General features: G+C 60.0%; 16 protein-coding genes. All 16 read left to right on the top strand.

Annotation, left to right across the window (positions count from 1 at the left end):
* Positions 1-10: 10 nt before the first annotated feature.
* The 16 genes from RDL66_RS06935 to RDL66_RS06860 all read left to right on the top strand — a co-directional run bounded on the left by RDL66_RS06935 (position 11) and on the right by RDL66_RS06860 (position 17,035).
* Complete coding sequence (locus RDL66_RS06935) at positions 11-1,420, top strand: pitrilysin family protein (protein ID WP_308536122.1); 1,410 nt, start codon at positions 11-13, stop codon at positions 1,418-1,420.
* A gap of 88 nt (positions 1,421-1,508) precedes the next feature.
* On the top strand, positions 1,509-2,390 hold the full coding sequence (gene dapA / locus RDL66_RS06930) for a 4-hydroxy-tetrahydrodipicolinate synthase (protein ID WP_308536121.1): 882 nt from the start codon (positions 1,509-1,511) through the stop codon (positions 2,388-2,390).
* A 49-nt stretch (positions 2,391-2,439) separates the two neighbouring features.
* The gene (gene dapB, locus RDL66_RS06925) at positions 2,440-3,183 is read left to right on the top strand and encodes a 4-hydroxy-tetrahydrodipicolinate reductase (protein ID WP_308536120.1); all 744 of its coding nucleotides are present in this window, start codon (positions 2,440-2,442) and stop codon (positions 3,181-3,183) included.
* Between the two features lie 138 nt (positions 3,184-3,321).
* Complete coding sequence (locus RDL66_RS06920) at positions 3,322-5,016, top strand: ribonuclease J (protein WP_308536118.1); 1,695 nt, start codon at positions 3,322-3,324, stop codon at positions 5,014-5,016.
* Positions 5,017-5,032: 16 nt separating this feature from the next.
* Positions 5,033-5,968, top strand: coding sequence for a PfkB family carbohydrate kinase (locus RDL66_RS06915; protein WP_308536116.1), 936 nt, complete (start codon positions 5,033-5,035; stop codon positions 5,966-5,968).
* A gap of 62 nt (positions 5,969-6,030) precedes the next feature.
* Positions 6,031-8,769, top strand: coding sequence for a DNA translocase FtsK (locus tag RDL66_RS06910; protein WP_308536115.1), 2,739 nt, complete (start codon positions 6,031-6,033; stop codon positions 8,767-8,769).
* A gap of 13 nt (positions 8,770-8,782) precedes the next feature.
* The gene (gene pgsA, locus RDL66_RS06905; RefSeq protein WP_308536114.1) at positions 8,783-9,382 is read left to right on the top strand and encodes a CDP-diacylglycerol--glycerol-3-phosphate 3-phosphatidyltransferase; all 600 of its coding nucleotides are present in this window, start codon (positions 8,783-8,785) and stop codon (positions 9,380-9,382) included.
* 231 nt (positions 9,383-9,613) lie between these two features.
* The gene (locus RDL66_RS06900) at positions 9,614-9,949 is read left to right on the top strand and encodes a helix-turn-helix transcriptional regulator (RefSeq protein WP_308536151.1); all 336 of its coding nucleotides are present in this window, start codon (positions 9,614-9,616) and stop codon (positions 9,947-9,949) included.
* Positions 9,949-10,215 (top strand): DUF3046 domain-containing protein, encoded by a 267-nt coding sequence (locus RDL66_RS06895; RefSeq protein WP_299295943.1) that lies wholly within the window; start codon positions 9,949-9,951, stop codon positions 10,213-10,215. The genes RDL66_RS06900 and RDL66_RS06895 overlap by 1 nt, the downstream gene beginning before the upstream one ends.
* A gap of 97 nt (positions 10,216-10,312) precedes the next feature.
* The gene (locus RDL66_RS06890) at positions 10,313-12,184 is read left to right on the top strand and encodes a proline--tRNA ligase (RefSeq protein WP_308536112.1); all 1,872 of its coding nucleotides are present in this window, start codon (positions 10,313-10,315) and stop codon (positions 12,182-12,184) included.
* A 30-nt stretch (positions 12,185-12,214) separates the two neighbouring features.
* On the top strand, positions 12,215-12,709 hold the full coding sequence (gene def, locus RDL66_RS06885; protein ID WP_308536111.1) for a peptide deformylase: 495 nt from the start codon (positions 12,215-12,217) through the stop codon (positions 12,707-12,709).
* A 143-nt stretch (positions 12,710-12,852) separates the two neighbouring features.
* Positions 12,853-13,350 carry a DUF3145 domain-containing protein gene (locus RDL66_RS06880; RefSeq protein WP_297724341.1) on the top strand — a complete coding sequence of 166 codons (498 nt, stop codon included), beginning with the start codon at positions 12,853-12,855 and terminating at the stop codon, positions 13,348-13,350.
* An 89-nt stretch (positions 13,351-13,439) separates the two neighbouring features.
* Positions 13,440-13,895, top strand: coding sequence for a DUF3052 domain-containing protein (locus tag RDL66_RS06875; RefSeq protein ID WP_308536108.1), 456 nt, complete (start codon positions 13,440-13,442; stop codon positions 13,893-13,895).
* Positions 13,896-14,036: 141 nt separating this feature from the next.
* Entirely contained in the window at positions 14,037-15,470 is a 1,434-nt protein-coding gene (tig, locus tag RDL66_RS06870) for a trigger factor (protein WP_308536106.1), read from the top strand.
* 249 nt (positions 15,471-15,719) lie between these two features.
* A complete protein-coding gene (locus RDL66_RS06865) occupies positions 15,720-16,328 on the top strand; it encodes an ATP-dependent Clp protease proteolytic subunit (protein ID WP_295028013.1) in 609 nt (202 codons plus the stop codon).
* Between the two features lie 26 nt (positions 16,329-16,354).
* Positions 16,355-17,035: an ATP-dependent Clp protease proteolytic subunit gene (locus RDL66_RS06860; protein ID WP_374042911.1), complete on the top strand. Its 681-nt coding sequence runs from the start codon at positions 16,355-16,357 to the stop codon at positions 17,033-17,035.
* Positions 17,036-17,109 lie beyond the last annotated feature (74 nt).

Genomic DNA, 17,109 nt, shown 5'->3' with positions numbered 1-17,109 from the left:
TTGGGTCACTATGACTGACTTGAAATCTGTTGCGTGTCCGCTTCCGGCGCTGCCCGCAGATGCTCCCGGGGCGGACGTGACCCTGGAGGACGGGGCGATTCGCCGCACCATTTTGCCCGGAGGAACGCGGGTTATCACCGAACATATGCTGGGCACCCGCGCCGCCACCGTGGCGCTGTGGGTCGCGCGCGGCTCTCGTGACGAGGTCGAAGGGGCGCGGGGCTCCACGCACTTCTTGGAACACCTTTTATTTAAAGGGACTCCGCGGCGCACCGCCCATCAGATTGCTATGGAGTTTGACGCGGTCGGGGGCGATTCCAACGCCGCTACCGGCCGGGAGTGCACCCATTATTACGCCGAAGTTTTGGGCGAGGACGTGCCCATGGCCATTGACGTTTTGATGGATATGCTGTGCGCGCCCTTGCTCGATGCCGCCGATTTCGAGATAGAACGCGGCATTATCCTCAACGAGCTAACGATGGAGCTGGACAACCCGGGCAAACAGGCTTTTGACGAATTTACCCGCCGGGTCTTTGCGGAGCACCCGCTGGGGCGTCCCATTGGCGGCACGATTGAAGCGGTGAAAGCCGACACTCTGGAGGCAATAGTGGCTCACTACCAGGCTGGATACGCTCCGGATCGCCTAGTGGTGGCGGCCGCGGGAGACGTCAGCCATGACCAGGTGTGTGAACTGGTGATGCAGTCTATGCACCGTCCCGATTCCCCGTGGCCGCAATGGCAATCCGCGCCCGACCCGGCCCAATCTGCCTTAGACTTCAACACCGTGGCAGCCCTCCCGCTGGGCAACCCCGCCGACCGCTGGACAAACAGTCTCAACGCGGCTGGTCAGGGCGCTTGGAAACCCGAATCCGGGGTTTTCAAAGTCGCCGGCAAGTTTGAACAGAGCCGCATCATCATCGGCGGACCGGGACCGGGGGTAGCGGACGCGAACATGCCCGTTATGGACGTGATGAACGCCGTCTTGGGCGGGGGGACGAGCTCACGTTTGTTCCAAAATATCCGGGAAAAGCGCGGTCTGGCCTACTCCACGTACGTGTTCAACTCGTCTTACCGGGACGCGGGTAGTTTCGGCGTGACCGCGACCTGCAATCCGGCGAATACCGATGAGGTAGCGGCGCTGCTGCGTACCGAACTGGAGGACATCGCCGCCAACCCAATCCCTGAGGATGAGTTAGCCAGGGCCAAAGGCCAGCTGCGCGGTGCCACCCTGCTGGGTCTGGAGGACAATACTGTGCGCGCCAATCGGCTGGCTCATGCCGAAATCCTGCGCGGGGCCTATATTCCGCTGGCGGACAAGCTGGAACAGATGCAGGCCGTCACCGCTGCACAAGTGCAGGATTGGGCGGCTGAACTGGCGAAACGTGCCACCATTGAGGTGCGGTTGGGGCCGGAGGAATAAAGCCGTCACCGCAGTTTCACCACACCCCCTTGCGTCCACATGGCGGACGGGGTTTCCATCATGTGAACAAAGTGCCTAAGATGACTGCATGAGTACTTTTGGGCGTTTTTCAGTAGCAATGGTGACTCCTTTCCACGCGGACGGCTCGGTGGATTACGAGTCCGCCGCCCGCTTGGCGAAGCACCTGGTGGACAACGGCTGCGACGCCATCTTGGTTTCCGGCACCACTGGGGAAGCTCCCGCCACGCACCTGGACGAAAAAGCTCAGCTGCTGCAAACTGTGCGCCGCGCGGTAGGCCCAGACATCAAGCTCATCGCCGGGGTCAGTTCCAACGATACAGCGCACACGGTGGCGATGGTGCGCTCGGCGGCTCAGAACGGCGCCGATGGATTGCTGGTGACCGCGCCCTATTACAATCGGCCCTCCCAAGACGGAATTGTCGCCCACTTCCAGGCGGCTCACGAGGAAAGCGACCTGCCCATTCTGGTCTATGACATTCCCGGTCGCACCGGGGTGCATATTGCCCCCGAGACGATGGACCGGCTGGCACGGCTGGAACGCGTGAGGGGCGTGAAAGACGCGACCGGCAACGTCAGCGCCGGAATCCAGGCCATGCGGCGCACCGGATTGGAATGGTACAGCGGCGACGACGCGTTAAACTTTTTCTTTTTAGCGGGCGGCGCCTCCGGGGTCATTTCAGTAGTGGGACACGTAGAAGGCAAACGGATTTCAGCCCTGCTGGATGCCGTCGCCGCCGGCGACTTGGCCCGCGCACGGGAATTGGATGCGGCGCTGGAGCCATCGAATCGTGCCATCATGGGCGCCGGTCAGGGGGCGACTTACGCGAAACAGGCCCTTTACGCTTTGGGGCTGATTGAGTACCCGCGCCCGCGCCTGCCGCTGGTCGAACCCAGCGAGACCGAAATCGCCGAGATTCGCCAGGCTCTGGTGAACCAAGGTTTGCTTTAGAAACAGCCAGCGCGGCCTGACGCCACGCCACGAAAAGGAGGACCCGGAAATGTTGAAAGTCGCGGTAATCGGGGCCAAAGGCCGGATGGGCAGCCAGGTTTGTGCTGCGGTCAGCGCAGCGCCGGATATGGAGCTGGTCGCCCAACTGGACCGCGACGACGACATCACCGCCAGTTTGCGCCGCGCCCAGGCCACCCACGCGGTCGATTTCACCATTCCGGCCAGCGCGGAAGCCAACGTGATGGCGTCCCTGCAAGCCGAAACGCACGTGGTGGTCGGCACGACCGGCTGGAGTGATGATGCCTACGCCCGGGTTCGCCAAGCCGCCCAGGCCGCCGGCCGTTCCGTGCTGATTGCCCCCAATTTTGCGATTTCTGCCGTGCTGGCCATGAAGTTTGCGGCCGCGGCAGCCCCGTACTTTGAATCCGTGGAAATCCTCGAAATGCATCATCCTGACAAACTCGACGCCCCCTCCGGCACCGCCATCGCCACCGCGAAAGGCATCGCCGCGGCACGCGAGGCAGCCGGCACCCCCGCCTTCCCGGATCACACCGAATCGGATCCGCAGGGGACCCGCGGCGGTAAGGTTGCGGGCGTGCCGATCCACGCCGTGCGTTTGCGCGGCCTGTACGCTCACGAAGAAATCCTTTTGGGTAACCCTGGTGAACAGCTGGTGGTGCGCACCGATTGCTTTGACCGCGTATCTTTTATGCCTGGAGTGTTGCTGGGGCTGCGCAAAGTCGCCGCTTTCCCCGGTCTCACCGTCGGCTTGGATCCGCTGCTGGGGCTCTAGGCGCGCCTTTCCGCTTTCCCGTTCCTTTTCTCGTTTTCCTCCCCGTCACAAGGGTTGAGCCGGACTTTGTTCGCTCGGCGGGCGTGATCGGGCGGGTGGGTCAGCCCAGGGGGAGAGCACAACCGCTAAGATGGGTGCGTGAGTGAAGATATTTTTCAACTGCCACTGCCTGGCCCCGCCAAACCAGATGTCTTGCGATTAGTACCCTTGGGCGGTCTGGGCGAAGTCGGCCGCAACATGACCGTTTTGGAAACCGAAGGCAAAATCCTGATTGTGGATTGCGGGGTGCTGTTTCCCGAAGAAATCCAGCCCGGGGTGGACCTGATTTTGCCGGATTTCACCTATATTCAAGACCGGATGGCGGACGTGGTCGGCGTGGTGCTGACCCACGGACACGAGGACCATATCGGAGCGGTGCCCTATCTGTTGAAACTGCGCGAGGACATTCCTGTCTACGGTTCGCACCTGACGATAGCGCTCGTGGAACCAAAACTTATGGAACACCGCCTGTCCACCACGAACCTGCGGGTCAAAGCAGAGGGCGAGCGGCTCGACTTGGGACCGTTCCACCTAGAGTTTTGCGCCGTAAACCACTCGATTCCAGACGCTCTGGCAGTCATGGTGCGCACGAAAGCCGGTTCCGCGCTGATTACCGGGGACTTTAAGATGGACCAGCTGCCCCTGGACGGGCGCATCACCGACCTGCGTGCTTTCGCGCGTTGGGGGGAAGCCGGGGTCGATTTGTTCTGCGTGGACTCCACGAATGCCGAGGTTCCGGGCTTTATTGCCTCCGAACGGGAAATCGGACCCGTCCTCGAGGACGTATTCCACCACGCTACCGGCCAGATTGTAGTGGCTTCGTTTGCGTCCCACGTCCACCGGGTGCAGCAGGTGTTGAACGCCGCCGCGAAATCTAACCGCAAGGTTGCCCTGGTGGGGCGCTCTATGGAACGCAACATGACCATCGCCGCGGAGGCCGGCTACATGACCGTGCCGGACGGGGTGCTGATTGACCTCAAGGACGTCAATTCCCTGCCCCCCGAACGCCGCGTGTACATGGCTACCGGCTCGCAGGGCGAACCGATGGCCGCCCTGTCGCGGATTGCCAACCGAACTCACCGGACGATTTCCATCGGCCAGGGCGACACGGTGGTGCTGGCGTCCTCGCTGATTCCCGGCAACGAAAACTCGGTGGGGCGCGTCATTAACCAGCTCATTCGTCTGGGTGCGCAGGTCGTTCACAAGGGTAATTCGAAAGTTCACGTGTCCGGTCACGCCGCCACGGGCGAACTGCTCTATGCCTACAACATCGTGAAGCCAAAGAACGTGATGCCCATTCACGGCGAGATTCGCCACTTGGTCGCCAACGGTAAACACGCCGTGAAAACCGGGATCGATCCGCGCCACGTCATGCTCGCTGAGGACGGGGTGTGCGTGGAGGTTAAGAACGGTGAGGCCCAGATTGTGGGTCAGGTGCCGTGTGACTTTATCTATGTGGACGGCACTTCTATCGGGGAAATCGGGGAGTCCGAACTCTATGACCGCCGCGTGCTGGCCCAAGAGGGGTTTGTGGCGGTTTACGTGGTCATGGAGATGAGTACCGGAACCATCCTCGCTGGTCCGACTGTTATTGCCCGCGGGGTGGCGGAAAACGATGATGTGTTTAGGGACATTGAGCCGGCCATCGCTGACGCGTTGAGCGCGGCGGCGGCAGACGGAAAAGCCAGCGTGCGGGACATGGAGCGGGTCGCTCGCCGCACCTTGGGACGTTGGGTGTCCAAGCGATTGAAGCGCGCACCCATGATTGTGCCCCTGGTGCTGGAAGCTGACTAGCTCAGGGAGAATCGCCGTGGCTCGTTTCATTTCTACTCAGTCAATCAACCTGGAGCTGCCATTGCGGGTTGATCACCTGCCCAATCGGGGTACCGAAGTCCGCGCCTCCATCATGGAAGGGACGGTCGTGGCCGGAGGTTTCTTTGTGGTCTCCACCGTGGCGCGGCAAGGTGTCTCCGCCTGTGTGACGTCCCCCCTAGGAACGGGCCCCAACTCGATTCAGGCCCGTCACTCCTTGGGACGAGAAGGAATTTCGGTGCTTTCCCGCGAAATTGTGGGCGATATCGGGCTGCGGATAGCGGCCATAGATTCCGAAGGAGTGCGCAGCATCATTACGTCCCCCGGGGTCGAAGTCGAGCCTGACCCGCGCGACTTGGCGGGGATAAATCTGCGAGAAAATGATTATATTTTTGCCAGTCTCAACGACCTGGCTTACCCTCAACTCGCCGAGATTCTCACACAGTGGATCGAACGGCTGCCGGACAATCTGTTCCTCGCGGTGGCGGGGGGGCCGTTGGTCGGGGAAGTCGACTTGGACGTGATGGTAAAAGTCCTGGGAAGGGCGGATTTACTGACATTGAATAAGCACCAGGCCGATACGGTGCGGATGCGGTTGGGCCGCGGTCCCATTGTCGAGGTGTTGCGCCGTTACGTGAAGCCGGAGACTGTACTGGTGCTGCGTGACGGGGCAAACGGGGCGGCAATCCAGGAATTTGCGGGGCAGGTTCCGCGGGGAGTGCCCGCTTATCCTACTGATTTGGTGGATACGACCGGGGCCGGAGAGGCCCATACCGGGGTCCTGCTGGCCTCGCTCATGATGGGGACACCCCTGGATCAGGCTTGTGAGCGGGCGAACGCGGCGGCTTCGCTGGCGATGGGGCGGCGGGGCTACTACCGAATCCCCACTGCTTCCCAGATTGATAACTTCCTGGCGGAGAACTCGCGACTGTAATGCCACCTTTTTCGGCGTGGGAGCGCTAAAAAAACCCTACGCCCGGATAACCTAAAAGCGCTATGAGTGCGACCAAAAAACAAGTGAAAACCGGCCCGTCGAAACGCGGGTCTGGTGCAGGCAACCGAAAAACCGCCCGACCGGTCAATCGGGATGAGCCGCCCCGCTCCGCTTTGGACCCGCAAGTCAAACGCGACATTTTGGGGTTGTGCCTCATTGCGCTGGGGATTTTGGTCGCTTTGCGGGAATGGTTTGGCCTTTCCGGTACGGCCGGGAACGTGATTCACCTGACTTTCGCGGGACTTTTCGGTGTGTTCGCGGTCATTCTGCCCCTTGCTCTAGGGTTCCTCGCCATACGTTTGTTCCTGCGGGGTCGTTTCCTTCCTGACCCGGAAAATGACGGTGTCACCGAGGCAGAAGCCGCGGAAGTCGCAGCGCTTCGCGGCTCGCGGGAAACCCGGATTCTGGTGGGACTTTCGGTCATCTTGGCGGCGCTGGCGGGAATGGTACACGTGGCCAAGGGCTTGCCCTGGCCCTCCACCGGTTTCCCCGAAATCATGACGGCAGGAGGGCTGTTGGGCTGGTTCTTCGGTCACCCCATCGGCGTGCTGTTTTCGCCGTGGGGAGCGTTCCCGCTGCTGGTCATCCTGATGCTGATTGGAGTCCTCATCACCGGGGGAATTCCGGCGGCAACCTTGGTGTCGCTGATTCGCCAGCGTTTTTCCCGACTGTCCCCCGGCCGCGACACCAGCGATGACGAGTCGGAGGTAGCGGACCTCACCGGCGCCACTGAAGTCATGGCGCCCTCGCGAATGCCTTGGAAACGCCCTCGTTCGCAGTCAGACGCGGAGGAAACCAAGGTTATCGAGCCGAACACGCCCCCGACCGCGCAGCCCATAGACCCCGGCGTGACTCAGACCCTGCCAGAGCCCACGACCGGCGCCACCGAGCTTTTGCAGGCACGGAAACAAACCGCGCGGCATAAGGCCGAGCGTCAACCGACCGAGGCGACGCCCCAACCCGGACCGTCCACCAAGACCGCGGATACCCTGCCGGAACGCGTCCACACCGGCTTGGGACACGACATCGACTACCACCTGCCCTCGCTCGACCTTTTGAAAGTCGGGCCTGAACACGTGAAACGTTCCCCGGCTAACGACCGCGTCATCGAGTCCCTGACCGATGTGTTTCAACAGTTCGGGGTCGCGGCCGAGGTCACCGGCTTTTCGCGCGGGCCGACGGTGACCCAGTACGAAGTCACACTCGGTCCGGGGGAAAAAGTCTCTAAGGTAGAGGGGCTGTCCAAGGATATTGCTTACGCCGTGGCGTCCCCGGAAGTGCGGATTTTGTCTCCCATCCCAGGGAAATCCGCAATTGGGATTGAAATCCCCAACGCGGACCGTGAAAACGTTTACCTCGGTGACGTGCTACGTTCCGAAGCGGCCTCGCGCCTCACTCATCCGCTGGTCACCGGGGTCGGCAAGGACGTGGAGGGCGATTACGTCCTGACCAACATTGCCAAGACCCCGCACCTGCTGGTCGCCGGCGCGACCGGGTCGGGTAAATCTTCGTTTATCAACTCGATGATTACCTCCATCATGATGCGAGCCACCCCGGAACAGGTCCGGCTCATTCTGGTCGACCCGAAACGCGTGGAACTCACCGCCTACGCCGGGATTCCCCACCTGGTCACGCCCATTATTACCTCGGCAAAGAAAGCCGCGGCGGCGCTGGAATGGTGTGTCAACGAGATGGATATGCGCTACGACACCCTGTCGAACTACGGATACCGTCACGTTGACGATTTCAATCAGGCGCTGCGCGCCGGCAAGGTACAAAAGCTGCCCGAGTCGCGTTTCGAGCCGGAATGGATGCCATACTTGCTGGTCGTGGTGGACGAGCTGGCCGATTTGATGATGATTGCGCCGCGGGATGTGGAAGCCTCCATTCAACGCATTACCCAGCTGGGTCGCGCGGCGGGGATCCACCTGGTGTTGGCGACGCAGCGTCCTTCCGTGGACGTGGTTACGGGCATTATCAAAGCTAACGTGCCCTCCCGGCTGGCTTTCGCAACTTCCTCGAACCAGGATTCCCGAGTGATCTTGGATCAGTCCGGGGCGGAAAAACTTATCGGTCAGGGCGATGCCCTCTACCTGCCCAGCGGGGAATCCAAGCCGCAGCGGGTGCAGGGAGCCTGGGTTTCCGAGGAAGAGATTGTGCGGGTCGTCGCCCACGTCAAGGCGCAGATGGAGCCCGTGTATCGCGAAGGCGTCACGAGCGAACAGGGCAGCGAGGAAGCCAAGGTTCCCGAAGAGATCGGCGATGACTTGGACGACGTGCTGGCCGCCGCCGAACTGGTGGTTTCCACCCAGTTCGGTTCCACTTCGATGATTCAACGCAAACTGCGCAAGGGGTTTGCCAAAGCGGGACGGTTGATGGATATCCTCGAAACTTACGGCGTGGTGGGTCCCTCGGAGGGCTCCAAGCCGCGCGAAGTTCTGGTCACGAACGAGGAACTGCCCGCCGTTCTGGCAACGCTGCGCGGAGAAACCGAGGCCGTGCCGGACCTCCCACCGGAAGTAGAGGAGCCGGAAGACGACACCGAGGAACCTTTTGACGACTCTGCTGAGGACGAGCCCTCGGAACAGGTCCCTGAACCCGACGATGCCGACACCCGCCCACTCGACACCACGTTGGCATTTTCCGATGAGCCTGACCCGGCGACTCCTGCTGACCCGGCGACCCCCGTGGGACGCCAGGAGCTATACGATGGGGACGACACCGAGCCTTTGCCTTTCTGACTAGGATGGATTCATGACCGCAAACCCGCAGGACGTGCCCCAGCCGGCCGCACCGCCGAACTTTAACATCGCCAACGTGCTAACGGTGATTCGCCTGATTTTGGTGCCGGTATTTATTTGGTTGATGCTGGTGCCGACCATGAAGGCACAAGTGTGGGCTTTTGTGGTGTTCGCCGTGGCTTCCGCAACCGACAAGTTGGACGGAACCCTGGCGCGCCGGCTGAACCTGGTCACCGATTTTGGCAAACTCGCGGACCCTATCGCCGATAAAGCCCTGGTGCTCAGCGCATTCGTGCTACTCAGCCTGCACTGGCCGGTGTTTTGGGTGGTGACTGTCCCGGTTTTGGTGCGGGAACTGGGGATTACCCTGATGCGCCTGGTTTTGGCGCGTCGGGGGCGGGTCATGCCCGCAAGCCGCGGCGGCAAGCTGAAGACCGTGACCCAGATGGCGTTGATTTTGCTGCTGTTGATTCCGTGGGAAGCCCTGGTTCCCGCGGCGTGGCCGGTGGTGCGCGTCGTGGCGATAGTTCTGTCGGTCCTGGTCGTGTTCATTACGGTTTTCACCGGGATTGACTATGTGCGCCAGGCTCTGCGCCCGGCTGAACAGCACTAGCCACGTTCCCGAGGTGTCGTGCTGGGGGTGGCAATCAGTCCTGGGGATGAGATTTGCGGGAATAAAAACCTGACAAAGTTGGTTAAACTTAGTGTGATGAACAAAAAAGATACCTTTGCCAACATGAAGTTGCCTTACGCACTGCGTCCGGGGATGAGCCCGGAGCGTTCGGTCAGGCCGGTGAATCGTGCGGGGGTGCGAAGCCTGCCTAAAAAGCGGTATTCTGAATCCATGATGCACAATCCTCCAGTTGACAAAGCCTCCACGCCTGTTTTACGGCGTGAGCTCGGTGAGGTTTTGCGTCAACTGCGCCAAACTCGCGGTCTGACTTTGCGTGATGTTTCGGCCAAGGCGCGCGTGTCCTTGGGCTACCTTTCCGAGGTGGAACGCGGTCAAAAGGAAGCCTCCAGCGAGTTACTGGCCTCCATCTGTTATGCGTTGGAAGCGCCGGTTTCTTTCGTACTCCATGAAGTTGCGGATCGGATAGCTGTGGTCGAGGGCGTGGTGGTTCCCGAGCTGGTTCCCGATGAGCTGCTGGACAGCATCGACTGCGCCCCAATTTCCTGATGCCTCAATTCCAGGGCGGTCCGGTGCAGCGAGGCATGACGCGCTCCCAGTTTAAGCAAGCGCTGGCTGAAGTGTTTCCACACGGTTTAGGTGAAACTCTGGCCAGCGACCAAGTACTGACTGAATGGGGCATGACCGCGCTGCAGGCGTTGGAACGCGGCGCAGATCCCCTCGCGGTGTGGCAAGCCCTGCTGCGCGCCACCGATCGGGACACGGAGGAAAACCTGTTCTGGCATCGCCGGGATTTACACGCGTCGCGTCACTAACCGCGACCCGCGACCCCCTAACGCTACTGGCTGGCGGGCAAATCCCAAGGTCGGGATGGTTTTAATCTTTGACCTGGTTTCGCGGTAAAGTTGAGGAATGCTTACAAAAATGTCCTCTTTCTTTGTCCGCACCCTGCGTGAAGACCCGGTAGAAGCCGAAGTGGAGTCCCACAAGCTACTGGTGCGGGCGGGCTATATTCGCCGCGCCGCGCCAGGGATTTATACCTGGCTGCCATTGGGGTTGAAAACCTTGCGGCGCGTGGAAAACATTGTGCGTGAAGAAATGAACCGCATTGGAGGACAGGAACTGCAGTTCCCGATGTTGCTGTCCAGCGAACCTTACGTGGCGACGAACCGCTGGGAAGAGTTCGGCCCTTCACTGTTCAAGCTCCAAGACCGGAAAGACGGGGATTACCTGCTGGCTCCCACCCATGAAGAAATGTTTACCCTGGCGGTAAAGGACCTGTACACCTCGTACAAAGACCTGCCGGTCATTCTGTACCAGATGAAGGAAAAGTACCGTGACGAGGCTCGTCCGCGGGCGGGGATCATTCGGGGTCGCGAGTTCGTGATGAAAGACTCCTATTCCTTTGACCTCACAGATCAGGGGTTGGAACATTCCTACGCCCTGCACCGCGGAGCTTACCGGCGGATCTTTACCCGTATCGGGTTGGATTACGTCATTTGTCACGCTTTGAGCGGTCCGATGGGCGGTTCTGCCTCCGAAGAATTCCTGTTCCCCTGCGCTATCGGTGAGGACACCTTCGTGAAGTCTCCCGGAGGCTACGCCGCCAACGCGGAGGCCGTCACCACCATCGCGCCACAGCCCCTCCCTTATGACGACGCACCCGCTGCGGAAGTACGGCCGACCCCGGACTCCACCACGATCGAAACGTTGGTGGATCAGGCGAACAAACTCTATCCGCGCTCGGACCGGCCTTGGGAAGCCAGCGACACGCTGAAAAACGTGGTGGTGGTCGCCGACAACCCCGACGGACGCAAAGAAGTCCTGGTCATCGGCGTGCCCGGGAACCGCGAAGTTGATATGAAACGCTTGGAGGCGAGCCTGTCTCCCGCTGACGTGCGCATGGCGGAGGCCAAAGACCTGGAAGCCTACCCGGATTTGGTGCCGGGCTACATCGGCCCGCAGGTCGTCGGCCCGAACTCACCGAAACGCACTACGGATGCCGAGGGCAATCCTGTCGGTTCCCCGCGCTACCTGATCGATCCACGGATTGTTCCGGGCACGCGCTGGGTGACGGGAGCCAACCAGGCCGGGATGCACGTGTTCAACCTGGTGTGCGGGCGCGATTTTACGGCGGATGGCACCATCGAAGCTGCGGAAGTCTTGGAAGGCGACCCGGCTCCTGACGGTTCGGGGCCGTTGACGTTGGAGCGCGGCATCGAAATCGGACACATTTTTGCGCTGGGACGCAAGTACGCCAAAGCCCTGGGGTTGAGCGTGCTGGATGAGAACGGTAAGGCACAAGTCGTGACGATGGGTTCCTACGGTATTGGTGTGTCGCGCCTGGTGGCGGCCATTGCCGAAGAAAACCACGACGATCGGGGGCTGATGTGGCCGCTGAATATCGCGCCTTTCCAGGTTCACGTACTGGCCACCGGCAAAGACCCAGAGATTTTTGCCACCGCCGAAAAGCTCGCGCGTGAACTCGACGCGGCCGGTATCGAGGTGCTGTATGACGACCGCCCGAAGGCTTCCGCCGGGGTGAAGTTCAAGGACGCAGAACTGTTGGGGATGCCCTTTGCGCTGGTCGTGGGCAAGGGATTAGCTGAGGGCAAGGTCGAGATTCGCCAGCGCCGCGAGGGCACAACTGAGGAAACCTCCCCGGAGACTTGTGTGGAGGAACTGTTGCAGGCCATTGCGAACGAGGCCGCGAAAACAGCTTTCTCCCTCAGCTCCACCGAGCTGATTGGCGAACCCGACCAGTGGGAAAAGGATCAAAACTAGGCGCCCGGGCGGCGGCAAAGAGAGGTCAACATGGCATTTCGTGAGATACGCGTGGTGGGGGATCCCGTGCTGCGCACCCCTTGTGACTGGATCGCAGACCCGCGCGACCCCGGCGTTAAGCAGCTGGTCGAGGACCTGTTGGAGAACGTGGACGAGGAAGGGCGCGCTGGGTTGGCGGCGAACCAAATCGGGGTCAGCCTGCGGGCATTTTCCTGGAACATCGACGGGGAAGTCGGCTACGTTTTGAATCCCAAACTGGTCGCTACCAGCGAGGACGAATTCCAGGACGGCGACGAGGGCTGCCTGAGCGTGCCGGGGCTGTTTTACCCGACGAAACGCGCTTGGTATGCCCGCGTGGAAGGCATCGACCTGGACGGAAAACCGCTGGTGGTAGAGGGTGAAGAACTGATGGGGCGCTGCCTGCAGCATGAATGCGACCACTTGGAGGGGCATTTGTACCTAGACAGATTAGAACGGAAATACCGCAAGGAAGCGCTGCAGCAAATTCGGAAAATGGGTTGGTAGACCCCAGATAGACGTGCAACCGCGGTCGGTTTAGCGCATAATAGAAATATAAGTTACCTCGTTGTGATTCGGTGTTCGGAGGGGAAGCCGCAACACCGGCCTGTTGAGCTGTGGCTCAACCTCAAACACAACAGGAGGTAACCATGAACCAATACACGCGAGGTGTCCTGTTTATTCACACGGCGCCTAGGGCGTTATGTCCCCATATTGAGTGGGCGGCGGGGACGGTTTTGAACACCGAAGTCAGTTTGGATTGGACGGTCCAAGAAGCTGACCCGACGTTTTTTCGCGCCGAATTCTCCTGGGTCGGAATGGCCGGAACCGGTGCCAAGTTGGCTTCAGCCCTGCGTGGCTGGGAACACCTGCGCTATGAAGTGACTGAGGACGCGGCTCCCGGCACGGACGGCGGACGCTGGTCCCACACTCCTGAATTGGGAATTTTCTATGCCCAAACCGATAGCGTGGGCAATGTGGTGGTGCCGGAAGGCCGGATTTTGGCGGCGTTGGAACACGCGGATAATCCGTTGCAAATGCGCCGTGAGCTGGACTTAGCCTTGGGCCGCGCGTGGGACGAGGAGCTGGAGCCGTACCGTTGGGCGGGTGTCGGCGCTCCGGTGAAGTACCTGCACAAGGTCGTGTGACCCCTTTCTCGGGGTTGTCAACGTTGCCATTACGGGGAAAATTCGGTGTAAATTCCCCACGGAGGCTCGGTTTCATATATCCTGAAACTATGACGAACAATGCTTCCGTCCACGCGGAACAATCTCAAAAGGATCGCTCAAACAAATCTCAGCTTGGTCTTGGTTTCGATAAGGGGTCGATTGTCCAAGAATTTTATTATGACGATGACGTCGATGAGACCCTGCGTCGCGCCATCGAGGACTTCCTGGGAACCGAGCTGGTAGACGAAGATTACGGGGATGTCTCTGACGGGGCGCTGATTTGGTGGCGTGCCGAAGACGGCGAAGTTGATGATTTGGCTGATTTGTTGGTTGACGCGTCTGGAAACCTCGATGATGGCGGGCTGATTTGGGTCATGACTCCCGTGTCCGGTAAGCCAAACTCGGTGGATACCCAGTTCGTCGAGGAGGCCGCAAAAATCACTGGTCTGCGGGTCATGTCTTCCTCTCATGTGAGCCCGGATTGGCTGGGAATCAGCCTTATGGCACGCGGCACGAACCGCTGAAATCGGCCGTAATAAAACCCTGCCCGCCCCTGCCTTAAGTTTCAGAAAAAGGGGCTAATGTCGTAAGATTTAGGGGCTTATGAAAACCACGCGGACCGGACTGGCCGGCAGACCGCAAGAACAAACGATTTTGGAGACAAAGTGAAGAGCACTGTTGAAAACCTCAACCCCACTAAGGTCAAGTTGGCAATCGAGGTTCCCTACGAGGAATTCAAGCCAGAGATGGACAAGGTTTTCAAGGAATACGCCAAGCAGGTCAACATTCCCGGTTTCCGCCGCGGACGCGTCCCGGCTCGCGTGCTGGAATCTTACATCGGCCGTGGCGCGGTCATTGAGGATGCGGTCAATCACGCGCTGCCGGAATACTACGGCAAGGCGGTGCAGGAACATAAGATTGCTCCGATGGGTCAGCCTGACGTGGATGTGACCGATACCCCCAACATCGAGGGCGAAGCCGGCGGCGATTTGAAGTTTACGGTGGAAGTGGAAGTGCGGCCCGAGGTCGAGCTGCCGGACTTTTCAAAGCTGAGCTTGGAAGTTGACGCGGTTAAAGACGACCCGAAAGCCCTGGACACCGAGCTGGACAACTTGCGGCGCCGCTTTGCGACTCTGAAAACCGTGGAGCGTGCCGTCAAGCAGGACGACTTCGTTACCCTGGACCTTAAGACTGAGATTGACGGCAAAGAGGTCGATTCCCTGAACCAGACCTCCTACCACGTTGGTGCCGGCGGTTTGGTCGAGGGCCTGGATGAGGCTTTGAAAGGCCTGAAAGCCGGAGCAACCAAGACATTTGAGACCCAGCTGAAGTCTGGGCCGCACGGGGGAGAAACCGCCCAGGTTACCGTCACTGTGGATTCCGTGAAGGAACAGGTTTTGCCGGAAGCTGACGACGAGTTCGCCATGATGGTTTCCGAACACGACACCATTAAGGAACTGAAACAGGAACTTGCGGAAAACGTGGACCGTCAGGCTCGCGTAGCCCAGGCTATGTCGGCTCGTGACAAGCTGGTCGAAAAGTTGCGTGATGAGCTGGAGTTCCCGTTGCCACAAGGGGTTTTGGACGAGGCCGTGGCAGCGCAGGTCGGTGAGGATGCCAGTGAGGAAGATAAACAGAAGGCTCAGGAAGCTGTCGAGCAGGATCTGAAGGTACAGATTATCTTGGACGCGGTGGCCGAAGAACGCCAGATGAATGTGTCTCAGCAGGAACTGCTCGAGTTTGTGCTCCAGACCGCGCAGGCTTACGGCATGGATCCCTCCATGCTGCTGCAAAATGCGGAACAGAACAACCGGATTCCGGCATTTATCCAAGAAATCGCCCGTAACAAGTCCATCGCCTCAGCCCTCGGAGAGGTCGAGGTCAAGGACACGAACGGCAAGGTTGTCGACCTCAAGGAATTTATCGGCCAGGAGTCGGCGGAAGACGAGGACGCTGAGGAAAAGCCGGCCAAGAAAGCCCCGGCAAAGAAAGCTCCCGCTAAGAAGGCGGCGGCAGAAAAGGCTCCCGCCAAGAAGGCCCCCGCTAAGAAAGCTCCGGCAAAGAAGGCTCCGGCAAAACAGGACGCCGCGGAAAAGTAAGTTTAGAGCGCAAGGCGGGTTTCGGTACTGACCGGAACCCGCCTTTTGCTGTCAGTTGCCCCCGCACTGGCGAGGTGAGGGAAAACCCGCCGGGGGAGACTTGTGAATAAATCAGAAAGAAACCGACCGACACCGCCAGGGGACGCATCCGGCCAAAGTCGGGATTAGCCCATAGCGAAACCGGGGGAATGAAGCGCGAAGGACGCGCGGTTTTCCGTTAGGGTTAAGTGAACCAAGCGAGGAGGAAACGTGACCGTAGTTAATCGCGACGAAGAAACGCCCGATGTACCCACGGGTGGGTTTATTTATAAGCGCTTGCTGAAAGAGCGCATCATTTGGCTGGGCGATGAGGTCAGCCAGGAAAATGCCAATGCGATTTGCGCCCAGATGCTGCTGTTGGCGGCCGAGGACCCGGATTCTGACATCTACCTCTATATCAATTCACCCGGCGGCTCCGTCACCGCGGGCATGGCTATCTATGACACGATGCAGTACGTGAAACCCGACGTGGTGACCGTGGCGATGGGGATGGCGGCCTCGATGGGGCAGTTCCTGTTGACGGCCGGGACGAAAGGCAAGCGTTTCGCGACCCCGCACGCCCGCATCCTCATGCATCAGCCTCTCGGCGGCGTCCAGGGAACGGCCTCCGAAGTGCGGATTAATGCTGATTTGATTCTGGCGATGAAGCGGGAACTCGCTCAGATTACCGCCGAGCGCACCGGTCACACGCTGGAAGAAATCACCAGGGACGCCGACCGTGACCACTGGTTCACCGCTCAGGAAGCCTTGGAATACGGCTTTATTGACGCGGTGGTAGAGAACGCGGCCGCGGTACAGAGCTCGAAGAAGGGGGAGTAATGAGGCATTATCAAGGTGATTTAGGGATGTCTGGGGCAGGGTTTGCTGCGGTTTCGCCCGTCAGTGCGTCTGTCCCCGCGGGGGCGGCTCCGGCGTTGCCCAGCGCGCGCTATATCCTGCCGACTTTCGAGGAACGCACGGCTTACGGCTACAAACGCCAGGACCCTTATGCGAAACTGTTTGAGGATCGGATTGTGTTCCTGGGTAACCAGGTGGACGACGCTTCCGCGGATGATGTGATGGCGCAGCTGCTGGTGCTGGAAAGCCAGGATCCCGATTCGCTCATTACCATGTACATCAACTCTCCGGGCGGGTCTTTTACCGCGATGACGGCGATTTATGACACGATGCAATACATCAAGCCCGAGATTCAAACGGTTTGTTTGGGTCAGGCGGCCTCCGCGGCGGCGGTGCTGCTGGCGGGTGGTGCTCCGGGCAAGCGTCTGGCGCTGCCCAACGCGCGGGTACTGATTCACCAGCCGGCCATTCAGGGCGCTCAGGGTCAGGCCACCGATTTGGCGATTATTGCTGAGGAAATCGACCGGATGCGGGCCTGGCTGGAGGAAACGCTGTCGAAGCATTCCAACCGCAGTGTGGAGCAAATGCACGAGGATATTGATCGGGATAAGATTCTCACGGCTCCCCAGGCGCTGGAATATGGCCTGATTGACCAGGTGCTGGAGCCGCGCAAAGGCAGCTCGAGTTAATTGTGACTTGCCATCAACGTGGCTTCACGCTTTGATAGCGTGGAGCCACGTGATTTTTTGGCTGTGTTTAGCCT

This window comes from uncultured Mobiluncus sp. (assembly GCF_902488535.1).
Classification (GTDB): domain Bacteria; phylum Actinomycetota; class Actinomycetes; order Actinomycetales; family Actinomycetaceae; genus Mobiluncus.
This window is presented reverse-complemented; position numbering and strand designations above follow the sequence as displayed.

Excerpts from the sequence above, each read along its gene's own strand:
- RDL66_RS06880 (WP_297724341.1), top strand. The coding sequence starts at position 12,853 with ATGAACCAATACACGCGAGGTGTCCTGTTTATTCACACGGCGCCTAGG.
- RDL66_RS06860 (WP_374042911.1), top strand. The coding sequence starts at position 16,355 with ATGTCTGGGGCAGGGTTTGCTGCGGTTTCGCCCGTCAGTGCGTCTGTC.
- RDL66_RS06900 (WP_308536151.1), top strand. The coding sequence starts at position 9,614 with ATGATGCACAATCCTCCAGTTGACAAAGCCTCCACGCCTGTTTTACGG.
- RDL66_RS06895 (WP_299295943.1), top strand. The coding sequence starts at position 9,949 with ATGCCTCAATTCCAGGGCGGTCCGGTGCAGCGAGGCATGACGCGCTCC.
- pgsA (WP_308536114.1), top strand. The coding sequence starts at position 8,783 with ATGACCGCAAACCCGCAGGACGTGCCCCAGCCGGCCGCACCGCCGAAC.
- RDL66_RS06935 (WP_308536122.1), top strand. The coding sequence starts at position 11 with ATGACTGACTTGAAATCTGTTGCGTGTCCGCTTCCGGCGCTGCCCGCA.
- RDL66_RS06875 (WP_308536108.1), top strand. The coding sequence starts at position 13,440 with ATGACGAACAATGCTTCCGTCCACGCGGAACAATCTCAAAAGGATCGC.
- dapA (WP_308536121.1), top strand. The coding sequence starts at position 1,509 with ATGAGTACTTTTGGGCGTTTTTCAGTAGCAATGGTGACTCCTTTCCAC.
- def (WP_308536111.1), top strand. The coding sequence starts at position 12,215 with ATGGCATTTCGTGAGATACGCGTGGTGGGGGATCCCGTGCTGCGCACC.
- dapB (WP_308536120.1), top strand. The coding sequence starts at position 2,440 with ATGTTGAAAGTCGCGGTAATCGGGGCCAAAGGCCGGATGGGCAGCCAG.
- RDL66_RS06910 (WP_308536115.1), top strand. The coding sequence starts at position 6,031 with ATGAGTGCGACCAAAAAACAAGTGAAAACCGGCCCGTCGAAACGCGGG.
- RDL66_RS06890 (WP_308536112.1), top strand. The coding sequence starts at position 10,313 with ATGCTTACAAAAATGTCCTCTTTCTTTGTCCGCACCCTGCGTGAAGAC.